Annotated in this window: 13 protein-coding genes; 10 read left to right on the top strand and 3 right to left on the bottom strand. The window is 32.7% G+C overall.

Features of this window, described 5'->3' with window-relative positions:
* The first annotated feature begins 413 nt into the window (after positions 1-413).
* The 6 genes from MRU_RS11155 (at position 414) to MRU_RS00175 (ending at position 8,265) form a co-directional block, all read left to right on the top strand.
* Complete coding sequence (locus tag MRU_RS11155) at positions 414-1,763, top strand: arsenate reductase/protein-tyrosine-phosphatase family protein (RefSeq protein ID WP_012954847.1); 1,350 nt, start codon at positions 414-416, stop codon at positions 1,761-1,763.
* A 22-nt stretch (positions 1,764-1,785) separates the two neighbouring features.
* A complete protein-coding gene (locus tag MRU_RS00195) occupies positions 1,786-3,702 on the top strand; it encodes a hypothetical protein (RefSeq protein ID WP_012954846.1) in 1,917 nt (638 codons plus the stop codon).
* Between the two features lie 269 nt (positions 3,703-3,971).
* Positions 3,972-5,315, top strand: coding sequence for a HEAT repeat domain-containing protein (locus tag MRU_RS00190; protein ID WP_012954845.1), 1,344 nt, complete (start codon positions 3,972-3,974; stop codon positions 5,313-5,315).
* A gap of 88 nt (positions 5,316-5,403) precedes the next feature.
* Positions 5,404-7,218: a BspA family leucine-rich repeat surface protein gene (locus MRU_RS00185; protein ID WP_012954844.1), complete on the top strand. Its 1,815-nt coding sequence runs from the start codon at positions 5,404-5,406 to the stop codon at positions 7,216-7,218.
* A gap of 398 nt (positions 7,219-7,616) precedes the next feature.
* Positions 7,617-7,889: a zinc-ribbon domain-containing protein gene (locus MRU_RS00180; RefSeq protein ID WP_012954843.1), complete on the top strand. Its 273-nt coding sequence runs from the start codon at positions 7,617-7,619 to the stop codon at positions 7,887-7,889.
* Between the two features lie 100 nt (positions 7,890-7,989).
* On the top strand, positions 7,990-8,265 hold the full coding sequence (locus MRU_RS00175; RefSeq protein ID WP_012954842.1) for a hypothetical protein: 276 nt from the start codon (positions 7,990-7,992) through the stop codon (positions 8,263-8,265).
* Between the two features lie 78 nt (positions 8,266-8,343).
* Here the strand turns inward: MRU_RS00175 and MRU_RS00170 are convergent, their stop codons facing one another.
* The gene (locus tag MRU_RS00170) at positions 8,344-9,441 is read right to left on the bottom strand and encodes a hypothetical protein (protein ID WP_012954841.1); all 1,098 of its coding nucleotides are present in this window, start codon (positions 9,439-9,441) and stop codon (positions 8,344-8,346) included.
* Positions 9,442-9,652: 211 nt separating this feature from the next.
* Between MRU_RS00170 and MRU_RS00165 the strand changes: the two genes are divergently transcribed.
* Entirely contained in the window at positions 9,653-10,630 is a 978-nt protein-coding gene (locus tag MRU_RS00165) for an adhesin-like protein (RefSeq protein WP_012954840.1), read from the top strand.
* Between the two features lie 363 nt (positions 10,631-10,993).
* On the top strand, positions 10,994-15,409 hold the full coding sequence (locus MRU_RS00160) for an Ig-like domain repeat protein (protein WP_012954839.1): 4,416 nt from the start codon (positions 10,994-10,996) through the stop codon (positions 15,407-15,409).
* Between the two features lie 306 nt (positions 15,410-15,715).
* Here the strand turns inward: MRU_RS00160 and MRU_RS00155 are convergent, their stop codons facing one another.
* Positions 15,716-16,186 carry a hypothetical protein gene (locus MRU_RS00155; RefSeq protein WP_012954838.1) on the bottom strand — a complete coding sequence of 157 codons (471 nt, stop codon included), beginning with the start codon at positions 16,184-16,186 and terminating at the stop codon, positions 15,716-15,718.
* 609 nt (positions 16,187-16,795) lie between these two features.
* Positions 16,796-17,581, bottom strand: coding sequence for a 5-methylcytosine restriction system specificity protein McrC (locus MRU_RS00150; RefSeq protein WP_083777613.1), 786 nt, complete (start codon positions 17,579-17,581; stop codon positions 16,796-16,798).
* A 185-nt stretch (positions 17,582-17,766) separates the two neighbouring features.
* Between MRU_RS00150 and MRU_RS00145 the strand changes: the two genes are divergently transcribed.
* Positions 17,767-17,952 (top strand): CopG family transcriptional regulator, encoded by a 186-nt coding sequence (locus MRU_RS00145; RefSeq protein WP_048812324.1) that lies wholly within the window; start codon positions 17,767-17,769, stop codon positions 17,950-17,952.
* A 20-nt stretch (positions 17,953-17,972) separates the two neighbouring features.
* On the top strand, positions 17,973-19,001 hold the full coding sequence (locus MRU_RS00140; RefSeq protein WP_012954835.1) for a DNA cytosine methyltransferase: 1,029 nt from the start codon (positions 17,973-17,975) through the stop codon (positions 18,999-19,001).
* Positions 19,002-19,004: the final 3 nt, after the last annotated feature.

Below are 19,004 nucleotides of genomic sequence, written 5' to 3'. Positions count from 1 at the left end.
AAATATAATTTATTTTTTCTATACAATTCTGCTAAAAAGATATCTCATTTCCTAAAGAAAAGCATATATTAATAGATGAATAAAAAAATTAGTTTGCACTACAAATGAAAATCAATGCCGTTTTTATAATATGCAGTTGAAAAATATAGACACTTATAAAGACTATGCAGTTGAAAAATATAGACACTTAAAAAGACTATGCAGTTGAAAAATATAGACACTTATAAATACAATATAGTTAGAAACAATATTCATTTATAAAAATAATGAATTCATAAGCCAACACATGATATAAACTATGAATATGCTATTTATAAACCTTAAATAATCTAAATAAATTTAATTAATATCATAACCATATTTAATATTACTTAGGTGTTTATCATGGGGTCGAGAAAGTTAAATCGGATATAATGGGAATGGTATTGAAAATCAATGTAAAAATCGGAGATTCCGTTAAAAAAGGTGATGTAGTCTGTATTTTAGAGGCTATGAAAATGGAAAGTGAGATTTTTGCAGATAAAAGTGGTGTAGTTGAAAATATACTTGTAAATCCTGGAGATATTGTAAATCAAAACGATTTGATAATGATAATAGGGGATTCTATAGATAGAGATGAGAATAAATCAAACAAAGAAAACAAGCCCAAACCAAACAAAGAAGACCCTAAAGATAGGAAAAATGAATTTTCCAAATCCAAGAATGATAAAAAGATAAACAGTCCAAATGAAATGCTTGATAAGCTAAAAAATAATATAAAAGTGGATAAAATTCTTTTTGTTGACGGAGCAAACATTTCCATTAGCCCCATAGCCGAAGCTATCTTTAATAAAAAAGTCAAAGGCATTAAAGCTTACTCTGCAGGTTTATCTGCAATCAGTGGAAATAAAGCCGTTCCAAATGCAATAAAAGTATGCGAAAATCATGATATTGACCTATCTAGCCACTGCACAGCAAATATTGAAGATTATGATTTAGATGATTCTACATTAATTTTAAGTTCTACAACCTATATCAGAAATATCTTAAAATATTATTATCATGTTTATAAAGTTGTAACCATTAATGAATTTGCAGGATTTTCTAATTTAGATATTCAAGACCCGTTTTGGTCTGATTTGGATGCCTTTGAAACTTGCTTTAGCAAGATCAATGATGCAATTGATGAAATTTTTGGACTAAATAGTTTAGAAAAGGACAATATGGCCTTTAACTGCGAAATAGAAGAAAATAAGAACATACAATCCAATAAAGAAGAAAACAAGAACACAACCATAACCTCCAATAAAGAAGAAAACAAGAACACAACCATAACCTCCAATAAAGAAGAAAACAAGAACACAACCATAACCGCCAATAAAGAAGAAAAGAATACACAATCCAATAAAGAATATCTAAATGAAAAATCCTCCAAAATAAATTCTTTCAAATATTTAGATGATTTAATACATAGCAATAAAAAGAACATCACTTTAGATTCAGATATTATTCATATGGAAGGAGACAGCCCAATCATTCTAGATGTGGATGATACTCTAATTGATGGCAGGGGCCATGCCATAGACGCAAAAGGAAAATGCGGAATCTTTAACATCACAGGGAAAAACATCACCATCAAAAATATTGTTTTAAAAAACGGATTTGTCGAGTCTGATGGAGTCATTTGCAATAAGGGCAAAGTTACGCTGGAAAATATATCAGTGCAAAACAATAGGGGCTCTAAATATGAGGGCAATGCAATAGTCAATAAAAAAATATCCTGATGGTGACCAGGAAATAGCAGAAATGACAGCTCCTGATAGTAATTACGAAACAATGGCAGAAATGACCATAAGAAACTCCATTATAGAAAATAACAGTGCAAGGAATGGAGGGGCGATCCTCAATGATGGAAATCTTTTTATTGAAAAGACGACTTTTAAGAATAATCTTGCATTTACTGCCGGAGCAATAAGCAATGGAGGATATGTTTCCTTAAAGGATGTTTCAATGGAAAATAACATTGCAGTTACAGGGGCTGCCTTCATCAATGGAGGAGATGCGAAGATAGAAGACAGCTTTATAATAAAAAACATTGCCATAGGTGAAAAAAGAGGAATGAACGGCGAACATGATGTCGGCGGAGCAGTCGGTAATTCAGATAATCTTTTGCTGAAAAACACTTCCTTCATTAATAACTCATCACCTTTTGGAAGTGCAATATACAATTTAGGCATTGATATTCCAAAATTAAAATATTTATGTAAAATAAAAATAGAAGACTGCAGATTTGAAAACAATAGCTCCCATATAAGCGGTGAGATTCATAATGAGATAGGTGAAATATCAATAGATGATTCCAAATTCAAAAACGAAACTGCAAAAAGAGGATCAGTCATATACAATGACAGTTATCTGACAATCACATCCTGTGATTTTAAAGACTTAAAAAAGATAGTTCATAATTTCAATCTCATGACAATCCACAGCTCTAATTTCGAGTCAAATCAATCAGACAGCGCAGTTATTGAAAATGATGGGGAAATTGGAATCTTAAGCATTGAAAAAGGAAAAATCGCCAATAATATCAGCGATTATACCACTGTCTATAATCATGGAAAGGATTGCAACATTACAGGAACTATTTTTGAAAACAATCACTCTAAAAAAGAAAATTGCCATAATATATGCAATAGGTCCAATATGGTCTTAAAAGAAATAATCCTAAAGGATAAGACTGTCAGCATTTTTAATGAGGGAATCCTAACTGCCGAGAAAAAATATAAAAACTTTATTTTTTCCGTAGGCAAGGTTTTTTATCTTGGAATGGAAAATGAGTTTAATTTTAGCTATTTGGATGAGCTGATTCATTCTAATATATCCGATACAATTTCTTTTGATGAGGACATTAGCTTGCTTAGCGATGAATTCGATTTTTATGAAGGGGGAATCGAACTTGACAGGGACAATATGGTGATTGATGGAAAGGGCAAGACAATCGATGCATCAGGCAGGTCAAGGATATTTTTAGTTACAGGAAACAATATCACTCTTAAGAACATAATATTTAAAAATGGACACGCTTTTGACAATTATTTCATGTCAAACAATGAAGGGGGAGCAATAAAGGTTTATAAAGGCCTTGATTTGAAAATAGAAAACTGCAAATTTATCGATAATATTTCCGAAAGCAAGGGAGGAGCCATAAATAATAAAGGACATCTTACAATAAGCAATGGATTATTTGAATCCAACAAATCAAATGAAGGGGGAGCAATATACAATCATCAGAAATTATCCATAATAGATACTTGCTTTAAGGGCAATGAAGGCCATATTGGAGGGGCAATATATAATAAAGAAGATTTAGAGATTGTCTCAACTAAATTTTTAAAAAACATTGTCAAAGAATCATTATTTAAGGCCAGGTTTATTCCAATCCTCCAATTAGAAGATGAATCCTTTGGAGGGGCAATTTTTAATAAAAAAAGAATGGTGATAAAGCAATCATCATTTAAGAAAAATATGGGATTGGATGATACTGATGGCGCATGGGGCGGTGCAATTCGAACCATTGGCGATGAAGAGGTTACAATAATTCAGACAGAGTTCATTGGCAATTATTTAAAGGACAGCAATTTTGGAGGAGCAATATCTTCCTATAAAACTCCAAATCTGATTGATTGCACTTTCTCGGACAATTATCCTAATGATTTAAATTAGCTAAAGCAAATCATTGTTAGAACTTATATGGTATCTGTTTAAATAATAAAAATTAATAATAAAATAAATCTTTAAAAATTAGTAGATATAAAAGAACTTAAAAATAAATCTTTAAAAATTAGTAGATATAAAAGAACTTAAAAATAAATCTTTAAAAATTAGTAGATATAAAAGAACTTAAAAATAAATCTTTAAAAATTAGTAGATATAAAAGAACTTAAAATTATAAGAAAAATTCTTATTAAAAGACTTACTAAAAGGGTGATTTTATGGAATTACTCGATAGATTAATACCAAAATACAAAGATATCAATTGGATGAAAAGAATTGATATAATAAGAAAAACAGATGACCAAGCCCTTTTAGAGGAGATTGCCCGAAAGGAAGAAGAGGGAATCGTTCGAAAATATGCCGTAAAAAAGATCAATGACCAAAGCGTCCTAATCGACATTGCCTACAACGATCCCCATTGGGAAAGCTCCAGTGAGGCTGTAAAGAAAATCGACAATCAAGACGTCTTAATCGATATAGCATATAGCAAGCTTAAGGCCAGCCCTAGAAGCAAGGCAGCAGAAAGAATCAAAGACCAAAATGTCCTAATCGACCTTGCTCAAAATGACAAGGAATATCAAGTTCGCCGTGCAGCTGTTAAAGGAATTGATGACCCTTTCGTTTTAAAAGAACTGGCCTTAAACGACCCGGACAGTTCTGTTCAAATGGAAGCTGCAAAAAAAATAAATGATGGTGAAGCCCTAGCAGAGATTGCCCTAAAAGACCGTAGCGAGTTTAAACGATTGGAAGCCACCAGACATATTGATGATGAGAAGATCCTATCCCAAATCGTCCTAAATGACCCAGATTTCTATGTCAGACTGGAAGCATCCAAAAAGATCACAGATGAAAAAACCCTAGCAGAGATGGGAAAGAATGATTTTTATTGGCAGATTCGTTCAAATGCCCTTAATAAAATCACCGATGAAAAGGTATTGGCATATATGGCATGCAATGACCCTAATCCAAGCACACGTTACGAAGCAGTGAAAAAAATAAATGATAAAGCTATCTTAGTAGATATCGCCCTCAATGCATTCGATTGGAAAGTCAGGTTATGCGCCTGCAGAAGAATAGATGATGAAGAAGTTATGACAAAAATAGTCAAAAAAGACACATGTTGGAGAATAAGAAGGAATGCAGTGGGCAAAATAACTAATGAAACATTTTTAGAAGAAATTGCCTTTAATGAACCTGCCTGGAGAGTCAGACTGGAATCAATAAAGAACATTGAAGATGAATCTGCATTGATTTATATTGCTTTAAACGATTCAAACTGGCATGTCAGAAGGCAGGCATTAAGCAAAATAAAAGATAAAAGTATTTTAGAAGACATAGCTCAAAACGACCCAATATTTGAGCTTAGAAAACTTGCAGTAAGAATGATAAATGATGAGTCAGTTCTAAGAAAAATAGCTAAAAATGACCCAGAATGGAAAATCAGAAGACTTGCAATTAGAAACATAGAAAACACAGATATTTTAAAAGATATTGCAATGAATGATTCCAATATTGATGTTCGTTTAGCTGCCAGTGATAAAATTACTGATAAAAGTGATTAAAAAGGATTATAATAATTTAAATTATGAAATTTTAATTGAAGATTAGTTGAAATTAAGAAAAGAAATATTAGATTAAATAGGTGTTAATATGGATTTTAGAGAGGAATTAAATAAAATATTAAAATCTGATGATGAAGAAAATAATAATTTAAAATCAACTGAAAACAAAATAAAAGACAAAAAAGAAGACAACAACTTAAAACCAATCGATAACAAAATAAAAGACAAAAAAGAAGACAACAACTTAAAACCAATCGATAACAAAATCCCAAATGAAAATAAAGAACCTAAAGAGAAAAAAACTCCACAGAAAACTGATGAAGAACGAATGCAAAACAGACCTAAAGAAACCATAGACCATCTAAAAAGATTTAAAGAACTAAACACCACAACTGACAGCATATTTAATATAAGTCCATACCAAGTCCTAATCATCCTAAAAGATGGAACAAACATCACCGATTGGAAAGAGATAGAAGACAAAAAGGACATTCTCTATATCAGTGAAGACCTGTCTGGAGAGAGCTATATATCAAACAAATATAGAGACCTGGAAGGAATGCGCCTTATCATAGCCCAAGGGATTACAAGCAAAGTCCAATTTATCGAATCAATGTTTGCAGACTGCAAGTCCCTGATTGACGTAATCGGACTTGAAACATGGGACACTTCCAATCTATTAAGCTTGGAGAATATGTTTGGAGGATGCTCCAGCTTGACAAGCTGCGACGGTCTAAGGTATCTGGATGTCTCTAACGTCAATGACATGACCGCCCTATTCAATGACTGTTACCGCCTAAATGACATAGATTCACTAAAGGAATGGAACACATCCAATCTTACAAAGATGTGGAGCATGTTTGCAGGCTGCAAATCATTAAAGGACCTTAGACCAATAAGCAATTGGAACACAAGCAATGTTACAAACATGACCAGTCTCTTTACAGAATGCGAATCATTGAATGATATAAATGGCATCAGATCATGGGACAGCTCTAATCTAAAAGATATGGGAAGTCTCCTTTGGGGATGCAAATCCTTAACTGACATTTCAGCCTTAAGCAATTGGAACACAAGCAATGTTAGAAAAATGGGGCGCATGTTTTGGAACTGCGAATCCCTAACTGACATCAGCCCATTAAAGGATTGGAACGTCTCAAATGTTGAAGACATGGTCTATATGTTTGTAAACTGCAAATCCCTAAAGGACCTCACTCCGCTATCTAACTGGAAGCCTTCCAAAGTCATAATAATGAGAAGCATGTTTGACGGATGCTCCTCTATAGAAAGCCTGAATGGGCTTGAAAACTGGAATCTGGAAAATGTCACAACTGTAGAGAGGATGTTTGACAGATGCAAGTCCTTAAGTGACGTTTCTGCCTTAAAGTCATGGAATCTCTCAAATGATGTAATCGCCGGAGGAATCTTCAATGAATGTCCGAATGTGAAGGAAAATCCCCTTAAAAAAGAAATAAAAGACAAAAATAAGCCATTGCACCATATTGACCTAAATATCAAGTTTCTAGACATCTATGGAACAGGATGGTGCCTGGTCAAGCTGGGAGACATCTACAGCAGGGCATCATATATCACAGATGTGCCCTATGATTGCCTTAGCTCAATAGTAAATGCAATAAAGAATGATGAAAACTTCCATGTTGACTTCAATGGAGAGGGATGGACCTTTGATGTTGAAGCAGACAATGAACAGTGCTATTTTAATTTCCATGGAGGAGAAAAGCATGCATTTGACACAATGAACAAGTATGACCTTGCAATTGTAATATATAGAAACATAAGGGACAACCTTTCATCTTGGAAGGGATGGACACATAGGGACTTAAGTCCATTGCTTAATGAGCTATGCTCCCTGATTAATGAGAATGAAGCAGATGAAAATTAAATCGATGAAGCTAAAGGCTTCAAATATCTAGATGAGCTGATACGCATAGGAGAAAAGGAAATCATTTTAGATTCAGACATCACTTTAGATAAGAATCCACACTAAGCAATAATAGCGCAATTAATGGAGGGGCGATAGACAATTATGAAAGCAATCTGACCATCGACAACTCCACAATCAATGAAAACATTGGAGAAGGGGAAAGAGGAGCTATATTTACATACGTTTCAAATATCCAATTGAATAATTGCAATATGGAAGGCAATAAACCCGATGATATTAAGAAGATGACTAAATAGGAATAAAATCTTTTTGCTTGTGGAAGTGAATCAATAAAAGAGGAATAAAATGAATTACTGTTTTAAATACAGAACCCAACCCAATAAAAGAGGAATAAAATGAAATACTGTTTTAAATGCGGAGCTAAATTGATAGAAGAGAACCAAAAGTTCTGCATAGAATGCGGTTCCAATCTGGAAAAGCGTAAAGAAGAGCACAATAAGGATTTAAAAGAGTCCCATAAGAAATACAATCCAAAAAAGGGCGAATCCTATAATGATTATCTAAATAGAATCGACTCACCAATAAAAGACAAAATAGCAACAGAAGATGAGATAATAAAAGAAAGCATTGCCTATAAAGAATACAATCCGCTAAAAAAAAGAGTCTGAAATAAATTATCCTAAGTCAGAATACGAAAATAATGAGGATAATGAGGATAATGAGGATAATAATGAATTAAATAAAGAAGCGAGAGAAATTATAGACATAATGGATGACCTAATTACCACTGCAGGAATGTATGGAGAGCCAGTAAGCTCAAGAAAAGGAAACTATATAGTGGAAGGTCTCTTTGGAAAGCCTATTTATTATATAGACGGAGATATAGTAAGAGAAAATAATCCGTTTGGAAAACCCGTCTATAGAATAGAAGGAAACTATATAAAAGAAGGAATGTATGGAAAGCCTAAATACTATATTGATGGTGACTTGATTAGGGAAAATAATCAGTTTGGAAAAGTAGTAGGCCGAAAAAGAAAATTTTGATCAAACTTTTTCTAAAAGTTTGAATAATCAGTTTGGAAAAGTAGTAGGCCGAAAGAAAAAATTATAATCAAATTTTTTCTAAAAGTTTGAAACATCATCAGGCTCATTATCCCTAAAACTAACATTATCAACTTCATATTTAGATTTCTTCAATAATATAGCACCGCCAGAGTTTTTAGCCTTATTTGAATTAAACTCTGAATTAGAAACATCCCAGATGCACTTTTCGCTATAGATAGCTCCACCACATTCTGCCCTATTATCATCAAATCTAGACTCGTCAATGCTCATCTCACCATCATAAGTGTATATGGCCCCGCCATAATTAGAAAGATTTCCACTAAGACTGGAACCCATTACATTAAGCTCTGCCTCATAATTGACAATAGATCCTCCATCATTTGCCCTATTATTTATAAGTTCACAGTCCTTTATGATAAAGACACCATTATTATAGATAACTCCACCTTTATCTGCCTGATTGTCATTTAATTTGGATTCAATAACGCTTATATCACAATTTTCATTATAGAATACTCCGCCATCAGCAGATGCCTTGTTTTTCTCAAAGAGTGTTTTTTCAACGGAAAAGTCACCATCTTGATTATAGATAACTCCTCCCTTATCTGCCTTGTTGTCTTTAAAAAGAGAATCGCTTATCTCTAAATTGCCATCATTATTAAGGATTGCTCCACCAAAACGTGCCTCATTTGAGCTTATTTCACAGTTTACAATCTTCAAGCTGTCCCAATTATTGATTGCTCCACCGAATTCCTTTGCTTTATTCTCCTTAACTGTGGAGTTTATAAGGGCCAATTCACCTTCCTCTATGTGTATAGCCCCTCCATCATCAGCAGAATAGTTTCCAGAGATGATAGAATCAATTATGTCCATCTTTCCCCCATCTACCACTATGGCACCTCCGCTTTCATCAGAGTATCCATTCAATAAGCTAATGTTTTTAATTGTAAGTTCTCCTGAAGAATAAAATATTCTCACTTTCCCACATGCATCAATTGAATGTCCATTCCCATCAATAATTACATCACTATCCAAATTAATGCCTTCTAAGTAAATAGGGCCTTCACCATCTCCTAAAACAATGTCTGAATCCAAAACTATCTCATCGTCGCAATTTTCTATCAATAATTCAAGGTCTCTAAAACTTTTGCTCATAAAAACACCATATTATTAACTATTGACTTTCTATTAATTAAAATTACTTTTAAAAATCCTTAAAGTTTAAATCTAATTCAAAGTTTATAATCTTAACACCAATGTTAAAAAATCATTTAAGTTTAAATCTTATCTAAAGCTCATAATCCTAAGTCCAATGTTTATAAATTAAGTAATATAAAATACAAAAATAGTATTAAGTGGTGATATAATGGACTTTAATAATTTCAAATATCTTGATGAATTGATTCATAGTGGTGCAAAGGAAATAAATCTAGACTCAGACATAATCCTAGAGGACAAAGAAGAGCAAAAATATTCAGATGGAATTAAACTGAACATAGACAATCTAGTCATCAATGGAAATGGCCATATCATTAACGCCAAAGAAAAAACAAGAATATTCTATTCCACAGCCCAAAACATCACAATAAAAAACATTAGATTAAAAAATGGAAAAACAAATACAATAGGAGGAGCCATATACAACCTAAAGGGCAAAATAAAAATCATAGAAGCCACAATAAAAGAAAACCAATCAAAATATGGCGGATCCATATACAATGACGAAGGAGAAATGGAAATAATAAAGTCCACATTCACAAAAAACAATGCCAAATCAAATGGAGGGGCAATCCACAACTATAAAGGCAAGATGAGCATAGAGGAATCAATAATAAATGAAAACACCGCAAAGCAAGGAGGAGCAATCCACAACTATAGAGCCATTCTAAGCATAGAAAACACCACATTAAGAAAAAACGATGCAAAAGACTTTGGTGGAGCCATATTCAACGATGGCAATGAGTTAAAAATCACCGAAAGCACAATAGAAGAAAACACATCAAGCCAAGGAGGGGCAATATACAATAATATTGGAGAAATAATCATAAAAAACTCCACAATCACAAAAAACATAGCAAAAATAGGTGGAGCAATCCACAGCTGGAACAAATTAAGCATAATATCCTCCACACTCAATAAAAACAAATCATATGAGTATGGCGGCGCAATACATAATTTCGATGGAGAAATATTCATCAAAGACTCCATAATCACCGAAAACATATCAAACAAAGGTGGAGGAATATTCTCAAACAATAAAAAATACAAAATTACGACTTCCACCATCGAAAACAATGAATCTGACAATATCCATGAAATAGACTCATTTTTAGACATGGATTGATAATAGCATTTCTTAAGTAGACATGGATTGATAATAGCATTTCTTAAGTAGACATGGATTGATTATAGCATTTCTTAAGTAGACATGGATTGATAATGGCATTCTTTAATTAGGTTTTCTATGTTAAGTATTTTAAAACCTTATTTTTCTTGATAAGTTCCATCTTTCACCTTATTTTTAAAAATATTTATATTTAAATAGTTTAATAAATATTAATGAGTAGATTATTTTATTATATTTATTTTACTCTGTTTTTATTAATTAACTGTAAAAGGAGGTGAAAAAACGAAAAGGAAATACTTAATCATTGTTCTAACGATTATTTTTATCTTAAGTCTTAACATTGCAAGTGCAAGCGATGATATGTCCGAAGATATTGGAATCAATGACAATAATGGTGCTTTGATAGCAGACGTTAACTTTGCTGATGACAATAATAATGCTTTAAAGGCTGAATCCAACTCTGCTAGTCAGAATGACGCTTCAATAGATGAATCTGCTAATCCCACTCAAGATCTTGTAGATACAGATAATGGATTAAACCAATCCATCACTAAAAGCCCACTAAAATCCAATACTGGCCTCACTGTTACAAAAACAATTGATAACAGCTCTAACCATATGCCTGTAGACGGATTTTACGACATTGGAGACACTATCTACTATACCATCAACATAACCAACAATCTAGAAGAAAGCATAGGCAATATCAGTGTTGTTGAAAACTTCCCTGATGGATTGATATGGGAATATATTTGGTTTGCTGATGACAATCCAAATTGGAAAAATGAGAGCAATGTATTCAATTATACAAAAGCATTAGAGCCTGAACATAGCATCCTTCTCAAGATACGTATGACAGGAAATAAAACAGGCACTTACATTAACACAATCAATGTAAGCTCCAACCTAACAAGCTCTCAAGAGTTCTTATCCGAAGAAGTGACTGTTTATGCTCCAAATTTAACAATTACAAAAGTGGCCAATGATCCAATCGTTACCATTGGAGAAATAGCAAACTTTACAATCAACGTTACCAATAACGGAAATAGGCCATTAAGTAATTTGCGTATCTATGAAGATCCTGAAGAATCATTATTCCTAAATGAGTTCACTAACATAAGTGGAAATTGGGACTCTTTTGCAAATCGTGGTGGAGATTACGGTTTTAGCTTGGACCAGCTGGATATAGGTGAATCTGCTGCTATAATAGTATCTTTTTTAACAACAGAAATTGGAAATTTCACCAATAATGTCTATAGCAACTATCCGAATCCTCAAGTAGAGGCAAATGCCACTGTCACAGTTGTTCCAAGAATTGAAAAGACTGTCAATGCCACTGAAATTGATATGGGAGAGTCTGTTGAATACAATGTTTACATCGACATGACAGGAGCCAATAAATTAGGCATTGATGACTTTAAAATCAAGGTCACCGACATTTTAAACGAATACTTCGATTTGGATAAAGATAGCATCTCCTCAAATTGGAAATATAATAGAGATGAAAAGGCCTTTGAATATATGCTAAGCGACATTCCAGAGTCATTTGAATTCAATTTTGCTGTATATATCACTGAAAGAGGAAATTACACCAACACAGTTTCCCTTAAAATAGGTGACCTGCCTGAAGTCAGTGCTGAGTCTGATGTCACTCATGTCAGAATAAGTGATGCAAATATCGCTGAAACTGCCCTAGATTCAACAGTAAATCTTCAAGAACAAGCGGTTTTCATTGTTAATATCACCAATACTGGAGATAAGACATTTAATCCTTATGAACTTGTTGTAAACGACGACTATGATGAAGATGCTCTAACTTACCTCAGTCATGAAGATATAACAGGCAAATGGATAGAGAATATTGAAACTGATTCCCTTTCATTTACATTGAATTCAACATTAGAGGTAGGAGAATCTGCAAGCTTTAAGCTTTACTTCAATACAAGCAAGGTAGGATCTTATTCCAATTATGTCTATATTAACATTAATGATAAAGAGGATGATTCAATAGTCATTGTATTAGCTCTCATGAACAAATCAGTCAATTCAAGAGAGATTGATGCAGGAGACTCTGTTGAGTATAATATCTTCATTAATTTAAGCGGATATCAAGGCCCTGTAAAGGTTGAAGACCTTTTCAATGATACATTTGCATTGGATAAGGACACTATCTCAGAGAATTGGCATTATGATGAAACAGAAAATGCTTTCATTTTCGATCTTAGCGACAATCCAGACACCTTAAACCTTAGCTTCAATGTTACAATCAATGAAAAAGGCAATTACACTAACCTTGCTAAGCTTATATTAAGTTCAGATTATCCTGAAATCACAGCTGAAGCTCCAGAGGTCTGTGTCTACAAGCCGGATATGACAGTGACAAAAACAGTAAACGACACTGAAATATATATCGGAGATACTGTAAAATACACTGTCACTATAGATAACACTGGAGATAGAACTTTAACAAACATTATTGTCAAAGACGAACTGGACCCTGCATTTATACTGGATGAATCCTCTATCACTGAAGGCTGGACTTACAACAAGGACAATTCTTCATTCACTTACAACAATAACATAAGCGTTGGAGAAAGCGCCATCTTAGAATTTATTGTTGAGATAAGCAAAGAAGGCAAATACACAAATATTGTAAATGTCTCAAGTCCAGGAGTTGCTAATAAAGAAGCTAGGTCTGAAGAAACCGTTGCTAAAACTATTCCGACCAATATCTGCCTAGAAAACGTGACTGCCGATCCAGACAGTTTTGTGAGAATAATAATCAACATAACTGCAGATAAAGGCTTAATTAATGGAACAGTAAACATTACTTTCCCTGATGGGACAAATGAAGCTGTAGAAATCACAAACGGAATTGGAGAAACAGTCTGGTATGTTCCTGATAATTATGCTTCAGGAAACTACAGTGTCTTTGCATATTATGAAGGCAATGGAACTTATTTAGAATCTGAAGGCCAAGGAAATATTGAAGTTATTCCATATTACACTGAAATAAGCCTATCTAATGTGACTGCTTATCCAGACAGTGATGTGGAAATAGAAATCAACATAACTGCAGGAGATGCTAAGCTTATAAATGGAACTGTAACTGTAAGTTTCCCAGACGGCACAAACAAAACTGCAGAAATAATCAATGGTACAGGAAATGTAAATTGGACTGTACCAGATGATTATAAGGGCAATTATTCCATAAGCGCAAGTTATCCTGGAGGTGGAAACTATCTGGATTCAAATGCCACAGCCAATATTGAAGTCATAGCAAAGATCAGTACTCAAATCACAGCAGACATTCCTAATGCCTATCCGGGAGAGGAGATAGATATTTCTGTAAATGTCACAGCAGATAATGATGTACCATTCAATGGAAATATAACAGTGAATCTACCTGATGGCTCTAAAGAAACTGTAGAGATTAAAGACGGAAAAGGAAACATAGCTTGGACTGTTCCAGACAATTTGGATGTAGGAGATTATAATCTCACCCTCACTTTCGATGGAGATAATAATTACCTGCCTTCAAATGCAACAAGCACCCTAACAGTTGAAAAGATAAAATTACTCATCATTATAGATAACATTACTGCTCATCCAAAAGAGGATGTGACTATTTCTGTTAATGTTGCTATAGATGATGGTAGTGAGTCTGATAATTCAACTAAAGGTTCTTTATCTGATAACAATCTAAATAAGGGTGCTTTATCTGATAACAATCTAAATAAGGGTGTTTTATCCAATAATGATAATAAGGCTTTATTAAAGGCTTATATCAGTTCAGCTAAAGGCATTCTATCCAGCAACCATCTTAATGATGGAGATAATTTCAACGGCTATGTCAATATAACCTTACCAGACAATTCCACCGTTGAAGTTCAAGTCAAGGATGGAAAAGCTGCTCTCAATTGGACTGTACCAGAGGGATACGAAGGTGAATATCCAATAAAAGTCACTTTCAACGGCAATGGAAAATATCTATCTGCCAGCGAGACAGGATACATTACAATCGAAAAGATCCCAACTTCAATCGACCTTGAAAACATTGGAACAAAGCCAAACAGAGAAATCATAATTCCAATCACAATAAAAACTGATGATGACGTTCCATTCAATGGAAAAGTAAGTGTTGAACTGCCTGATGGCACAATTCAAACAGCAGAAATCACAGAGGGCATTGGAAACACAACATGGACTGTTCCAGATGATTATAATGGAGAATATAATTATACAGTAAGATTTGAAGGAGACGAAACCTACCTCCCATCAAACAATACTGCTATAATTAAGGTTGATTCCAAGATCCCAGTTGAAATAATTGTTGGAAACATTACAGCAAAACCAAAAGATAAGGTGACAATTCCTATTGAAGTAATCACTGCAGAAGAATCCTTATTTAATGGAAATGTAACTGTAAGATTGCCAGACGGAACTGAAGTCACTGCCCAAATCACTAATGGTGAAGGCAGTGTGGAATGGACAGTCCCAGAGGATTATAATGGAACTTATTCCGTTAGCGTAAGATTCGATGGAGATGATACATTCCTAGAGGCTGATGGAACTGGATTTATTACTGTAACTCCAGAGACTCCGGATAATCCAGTGCCTCCAATAAGTCCAGTAAGTCCAGATAATCCAGTAGCTCCAGCAAAACATTCAGCTAATAAGCCGATGCCAATGGATAAAACAGCTCCAGGTAATCCTATAATGGCATTGTTAATAGTGCTTTCAAGTTTAATTTTTGTAAGAAGAAGTAGAAAATAATCTACTTCTAATTTTTTCTTTTTTTAAAACAAGATAATTAATAAAAAAACTCTTTTTAAAAACCGATAATTAATAAAAATTAACACACTCTTTTTTTAAAACCAGCTAATGAATAAAAATTAACACACTCTTTTTAAAAAATAGCTAATTAATGAAATAAACTCTTTTTTTATAAAAAATAGCAATCAAAAAGATCTAAACTTCTCTTTTTAAAAAATAAAAAAAGTTAAAAAAAATATTATGAGTAAAATTAAAAAATAAAAAAAAGTTAAGTGGAAAAATCATTCACACTTAAAAAAAAAACAATCAGTCATCTGTCTGATTACCAACAATAATATCCTCAAGCAAATCTGCATTTGTAAGAGTGATTGTCACAAGATTCCCATCAACAAGATAATTGAATGTAGTATAATCCCCTTGGGTTTGCATATATCCGTCCACACCATTTATAGTTGTCTTATTGCCTCTTTGAGATATGATATCCTCACTCATGTCATGATCATAATCAGCTACAAGAACTGAAATGGCATCATGTACATTGTTTTCAAAGGTTGCTTGGGTAACCCTATAGCTTGAGCTTCCAGCAGTGTCTGTATCATTCACTCTTGTATAGTTGTCAGTAACTGCATATCCCTGTGGAATATTGAAGTCGATGCCGTCAATGCTGAATTTGGTTGGGCTTCCGCTAAGAATGCCCATATCAACTGCAGCAACTGATCCCATTAGAACAATAGCCAATATGGCTAATCCGGCCACAAATATCTTTTTATTATTCATTCTTATCCTCCTATGTGTCTAAAAATAAAAATTTTAAAAAGTCTAAAAGTCTAAAAACTAATAAAAGTTAGTTTAATATTTGTTTTATAAATTCTTAAATCTATCCATATCTTTCTATCAAGGAAAAAATGGCTTTTAGGATAAAAAAAATAAAAAAATAAAAAAGAGTGGGTGGAGATTATCCCAAGAGTTAAAAATAGCATAGGATAATCTCAAGAACATGTCTTTAAAAAAAGGTTTTACGGGTTTGGCACTTTTAAATAACATGTTCCATGTATAATAGTTTATCAAAAGCATAGTTTAAAGTAAATAAGGTGCCTAGAGACGTGTGAAAACTAATCGGACAAAATAAAAAAAATTCTTGCTTTCAATGACAGACGGGGTTTATTCATCACTTGTGATAGGGGATAGATTATATATTTTTATTATTTTTATTTGCTAGATGTAGATATACTATCTTAAAAAAATAATATTGCATATAGTGATTGATTTAATTTAAGAGTTGATTAATATAATAAAAGAAAAAGTGGTAACTTGTATTTTAATTAGGTGTTATTTTGATTAAATTATATGAAATTTTCTATCAATAATTTATCAATATGAAAAAAATCAAGCCTTCAAATAAACCTCTATAATGCTGTCTAATTGTTTCTTAATTAAAGTAAAATCCTGGTTTAAATCTAGGGTTTTAACGCTTATCCTATTTCCACTCATTAAATAATCATTGTCTGGATATATTTTTTCTCTTGTTCTTGCATAAAGTAACATTCCAGAAACCTTATTGTCAAGTTCCACTCCATTTGCTTCATTAGCCACTTCAACTTCCTTATTTTTCACATAGGTAAAAATCTGATAGAGATTGTGTGAATGAATGGTCTTTTTATCATAATAGGTCTGAGTGGTGCTTGAATAATACTTGGCATCAATAATCAATATCTTATTTTTATGCTCTAAAGTGATATCTGTCTGCATACGAGGAAGCATTTCACCAAAATCATCGTCCAATTGCCATTCTATCTTAGGAGAGGAAGCCTTGATGTCAGGATGCTCTCTCTTATAATAATTTAAAATGAATTTCTCATATAGCCTATTCATCCTTTGATTATCCAAAAAGCTCATAAGCTTCTTTTCACCCTTACTATCAGACTGGAGGAGTCCTTTAAGTGTAAGATAGCAAATGCCGACAATCATCTGATAATTCTGATTATTCCTATCATAGCGGATTTTCCAATTTATGGAATTTGTATCCAGCGTATCCACATCACGGAAGTATAAAAGTATGTTCTTTATGCCCCGTCTTTGTTCTTTTCTTATCTCTTGCTTTAAAAGTAGAATCAATGTGGTCTTTATGATTTCATTCAAGTAAGAATTGGCAGAATATAATAAAAATTTTATTTTTAATATTATAAAGTTTTTATGAAATAAAAAAAATAATATTTACAATGATAATTAAAGGAGATTAAAAATATTTTATTAATTGCCTAAATTTTTTTACAATAATATTTTTCACATGCTCTTTTAAAGTTTATATACTAAAACAAATATAATATACTCTAATTATACACAACTGTGGTGCACATATGAGTAAAGAAATGAAAAGAATACAAGTAAATTTTACAAAAGAACAGTATGAACTATTACAAAAACTTAAAGGAGAATTAGGAAACAGTGATTCAGAAGTTATAAAAAATATAACTATGGCTTGGCTAAGCGAAAAATCATTAATATCAACAACCCTAAAAGAAAAAATATTTAACAATTATTAAAATAAAAAGGATTTGAAAAAATGGAAAAACCAACAGTTATTGATCTATTCTGTGGAATCGGAGGATTTAGTAAAGGATTTGAAATGGCAGGTTTCGATGTGTTATTTGGAATAGATATTTGGGATATTGCAATAGAAACATTCCAACATAATCATAAAAACACAGAGGGAATATTAGCAGATTTAACAGAATTAGATGATGATTTTTTTAAACAATACACAAATAAAGTTGATGTTATCATAGCAGGGCCACCTTGCCAAGGATTTTCAATGTGTGGAAAGAGAGAAGTTGGAGATAAAAGAAATGAACTGTTCCAAGAGGTAGTGAGAGCAGTTAAAATTATTAATCCTAAAATTGTTATTATTGAAAATGTAGTAGGCCTTCTTTCTATGGAAAATGTTGATGGTGAAGATGTTAAAGGACTTATAGTCTCTGAATTCGAAAAATTAGGCTATGAAACAAACTATAAAATACTAGATGCATCAGAACATGGAGTTCCTCAAAAAAGAAAAAGAGTAATTTTCATTGGTTCTAGAATTGGAGATGTTGAATTCCCAAAACCAAAAGATAAAAAAGTTTCTGTTATGGAAGCATTAGGCAACATTCCAGACACAAATTTTGAATATTATGATGAGCCAACAAATAGCTTTCAAGAGCTTATGGCTGATGGAGAAAAGAAAATCTATAACCATGACGCTATGAAACATAATGAAAAAGTGCTTAAAAGAATTGAAAACGTTCCTCAAGGAGGTAATTGGCAAGATATTCCTCCAGAAATCTATGATGTTGGTGGAACACATAGTAATAATTACAGACGTTTAGATCCAAATAAACCGTCTATAACTATCAAACATGCTATTAAATCTATGATAATTCACCCAACATTCAATAGAGTAATTACAGCAAGAGAAGCAGCTAGATTACAATCAATACCTGATAGTTTTATAATTAAAGGAAATAAAACTGCACAACATCAACAACTAGCTAACGCTGTTCCTCCATTATTAGGTTATGAGATTGGAAAGCAAATTATAAAAAAGTTAAATTAAAAA

The sequence above is a fragment of the Methanobrevibacter ruminantium M1 genome, from assembly GCF_000024185.1.
Classification (GTDB): Archaea; Methanobacteriota; Methanobacteria; order Methanobacteriales; family Methanobacteriaceae; genus Methanobrevibacter; species Methanobrevibacter ruminantium.
Note: the sequence above shows the minus strand (reverse complement) of the source record. Positions and strands in the feature narration are given on the sequence as shown.

Coding starts and splice junctions, on each gene's coding strand:
- MRU_RS00140 (WP_012954835.1), top strand. CDS start 17,973: ATGGAAAAACCAACAGTTATTGATCTATTCTGTGGAATCGGAGGATTT.
- MRU_RS00160 (WP_012954839.1), top strand. CDS start 10,994: ATGTCCGAAGATATTGGAATCAATGACAATAATGGTGCTTTGATAGCA.
- MRU_RS00185 (WP_012954844.1), top strand. CDS start 5,404: ATGGATTTTAGAGAGGAATTAAATAAAATATTAAAATCTGATGATGAA.
- MRU_RS00195 (WP_012954846.1), top strand. CDS start 1,786: ATGACAGCTCCTGATAGTAATTACGAAACAATGGCAGAAATGACCATA.
- MRU_RS00170 (WP_012954841.1), bottom strand. CDS start 9,441: ATGAGCAAAAGTTTTAGAGACCTTGAATTATTGATAGAAAATTGCGAC.
- MRU_RS00145 (WP_048812324.1), top strand. CDS start 17,767: ATGAGTAAAGAAATGAAAAGAATACAAGTAAATTTTACAAAAGAACAG.
- MRU_RS00180 (WP_012954843.1), top strand. CDS start 7,617: ATGAAATACTGTTTTAAATGCGGAGCTAAATTGATAGAAGAGAACCAA.
- MRU_RS00165 (WP_012954840.1), top strand. CDS start 9,653: ATGGACTTTAATAATTTCAAATATCTTGATGAATTGATTCATAGTGGT.
- MRU_RS11155 (WP_012954847.1), top strand. CDS start 414: ATGGGAATGGTATTGAAAATCAATGTAAAAATCGGAGATTCCGTTAAA.
- MRU_RS00175 (WP_012954842.1), top strand. CDS start 7,990: ATGGATGACCTAATTACCACTGCAGGAATGTATGGAGAGCCAGTAAGC.
- MRU_RS00190 (WP_012954845.1), top strand. CDS start 3,972: ATGGAATTACTCGATAGATTAATACCAAAATACAAAGATATCAATTGG.
- MRU_RS00155 (WP_012954838.1), bottom strand. CDS start 16,186: ATGAATAATAAAAAGATATTTGTGGCCGGATTAGCCATATTGGCTATT.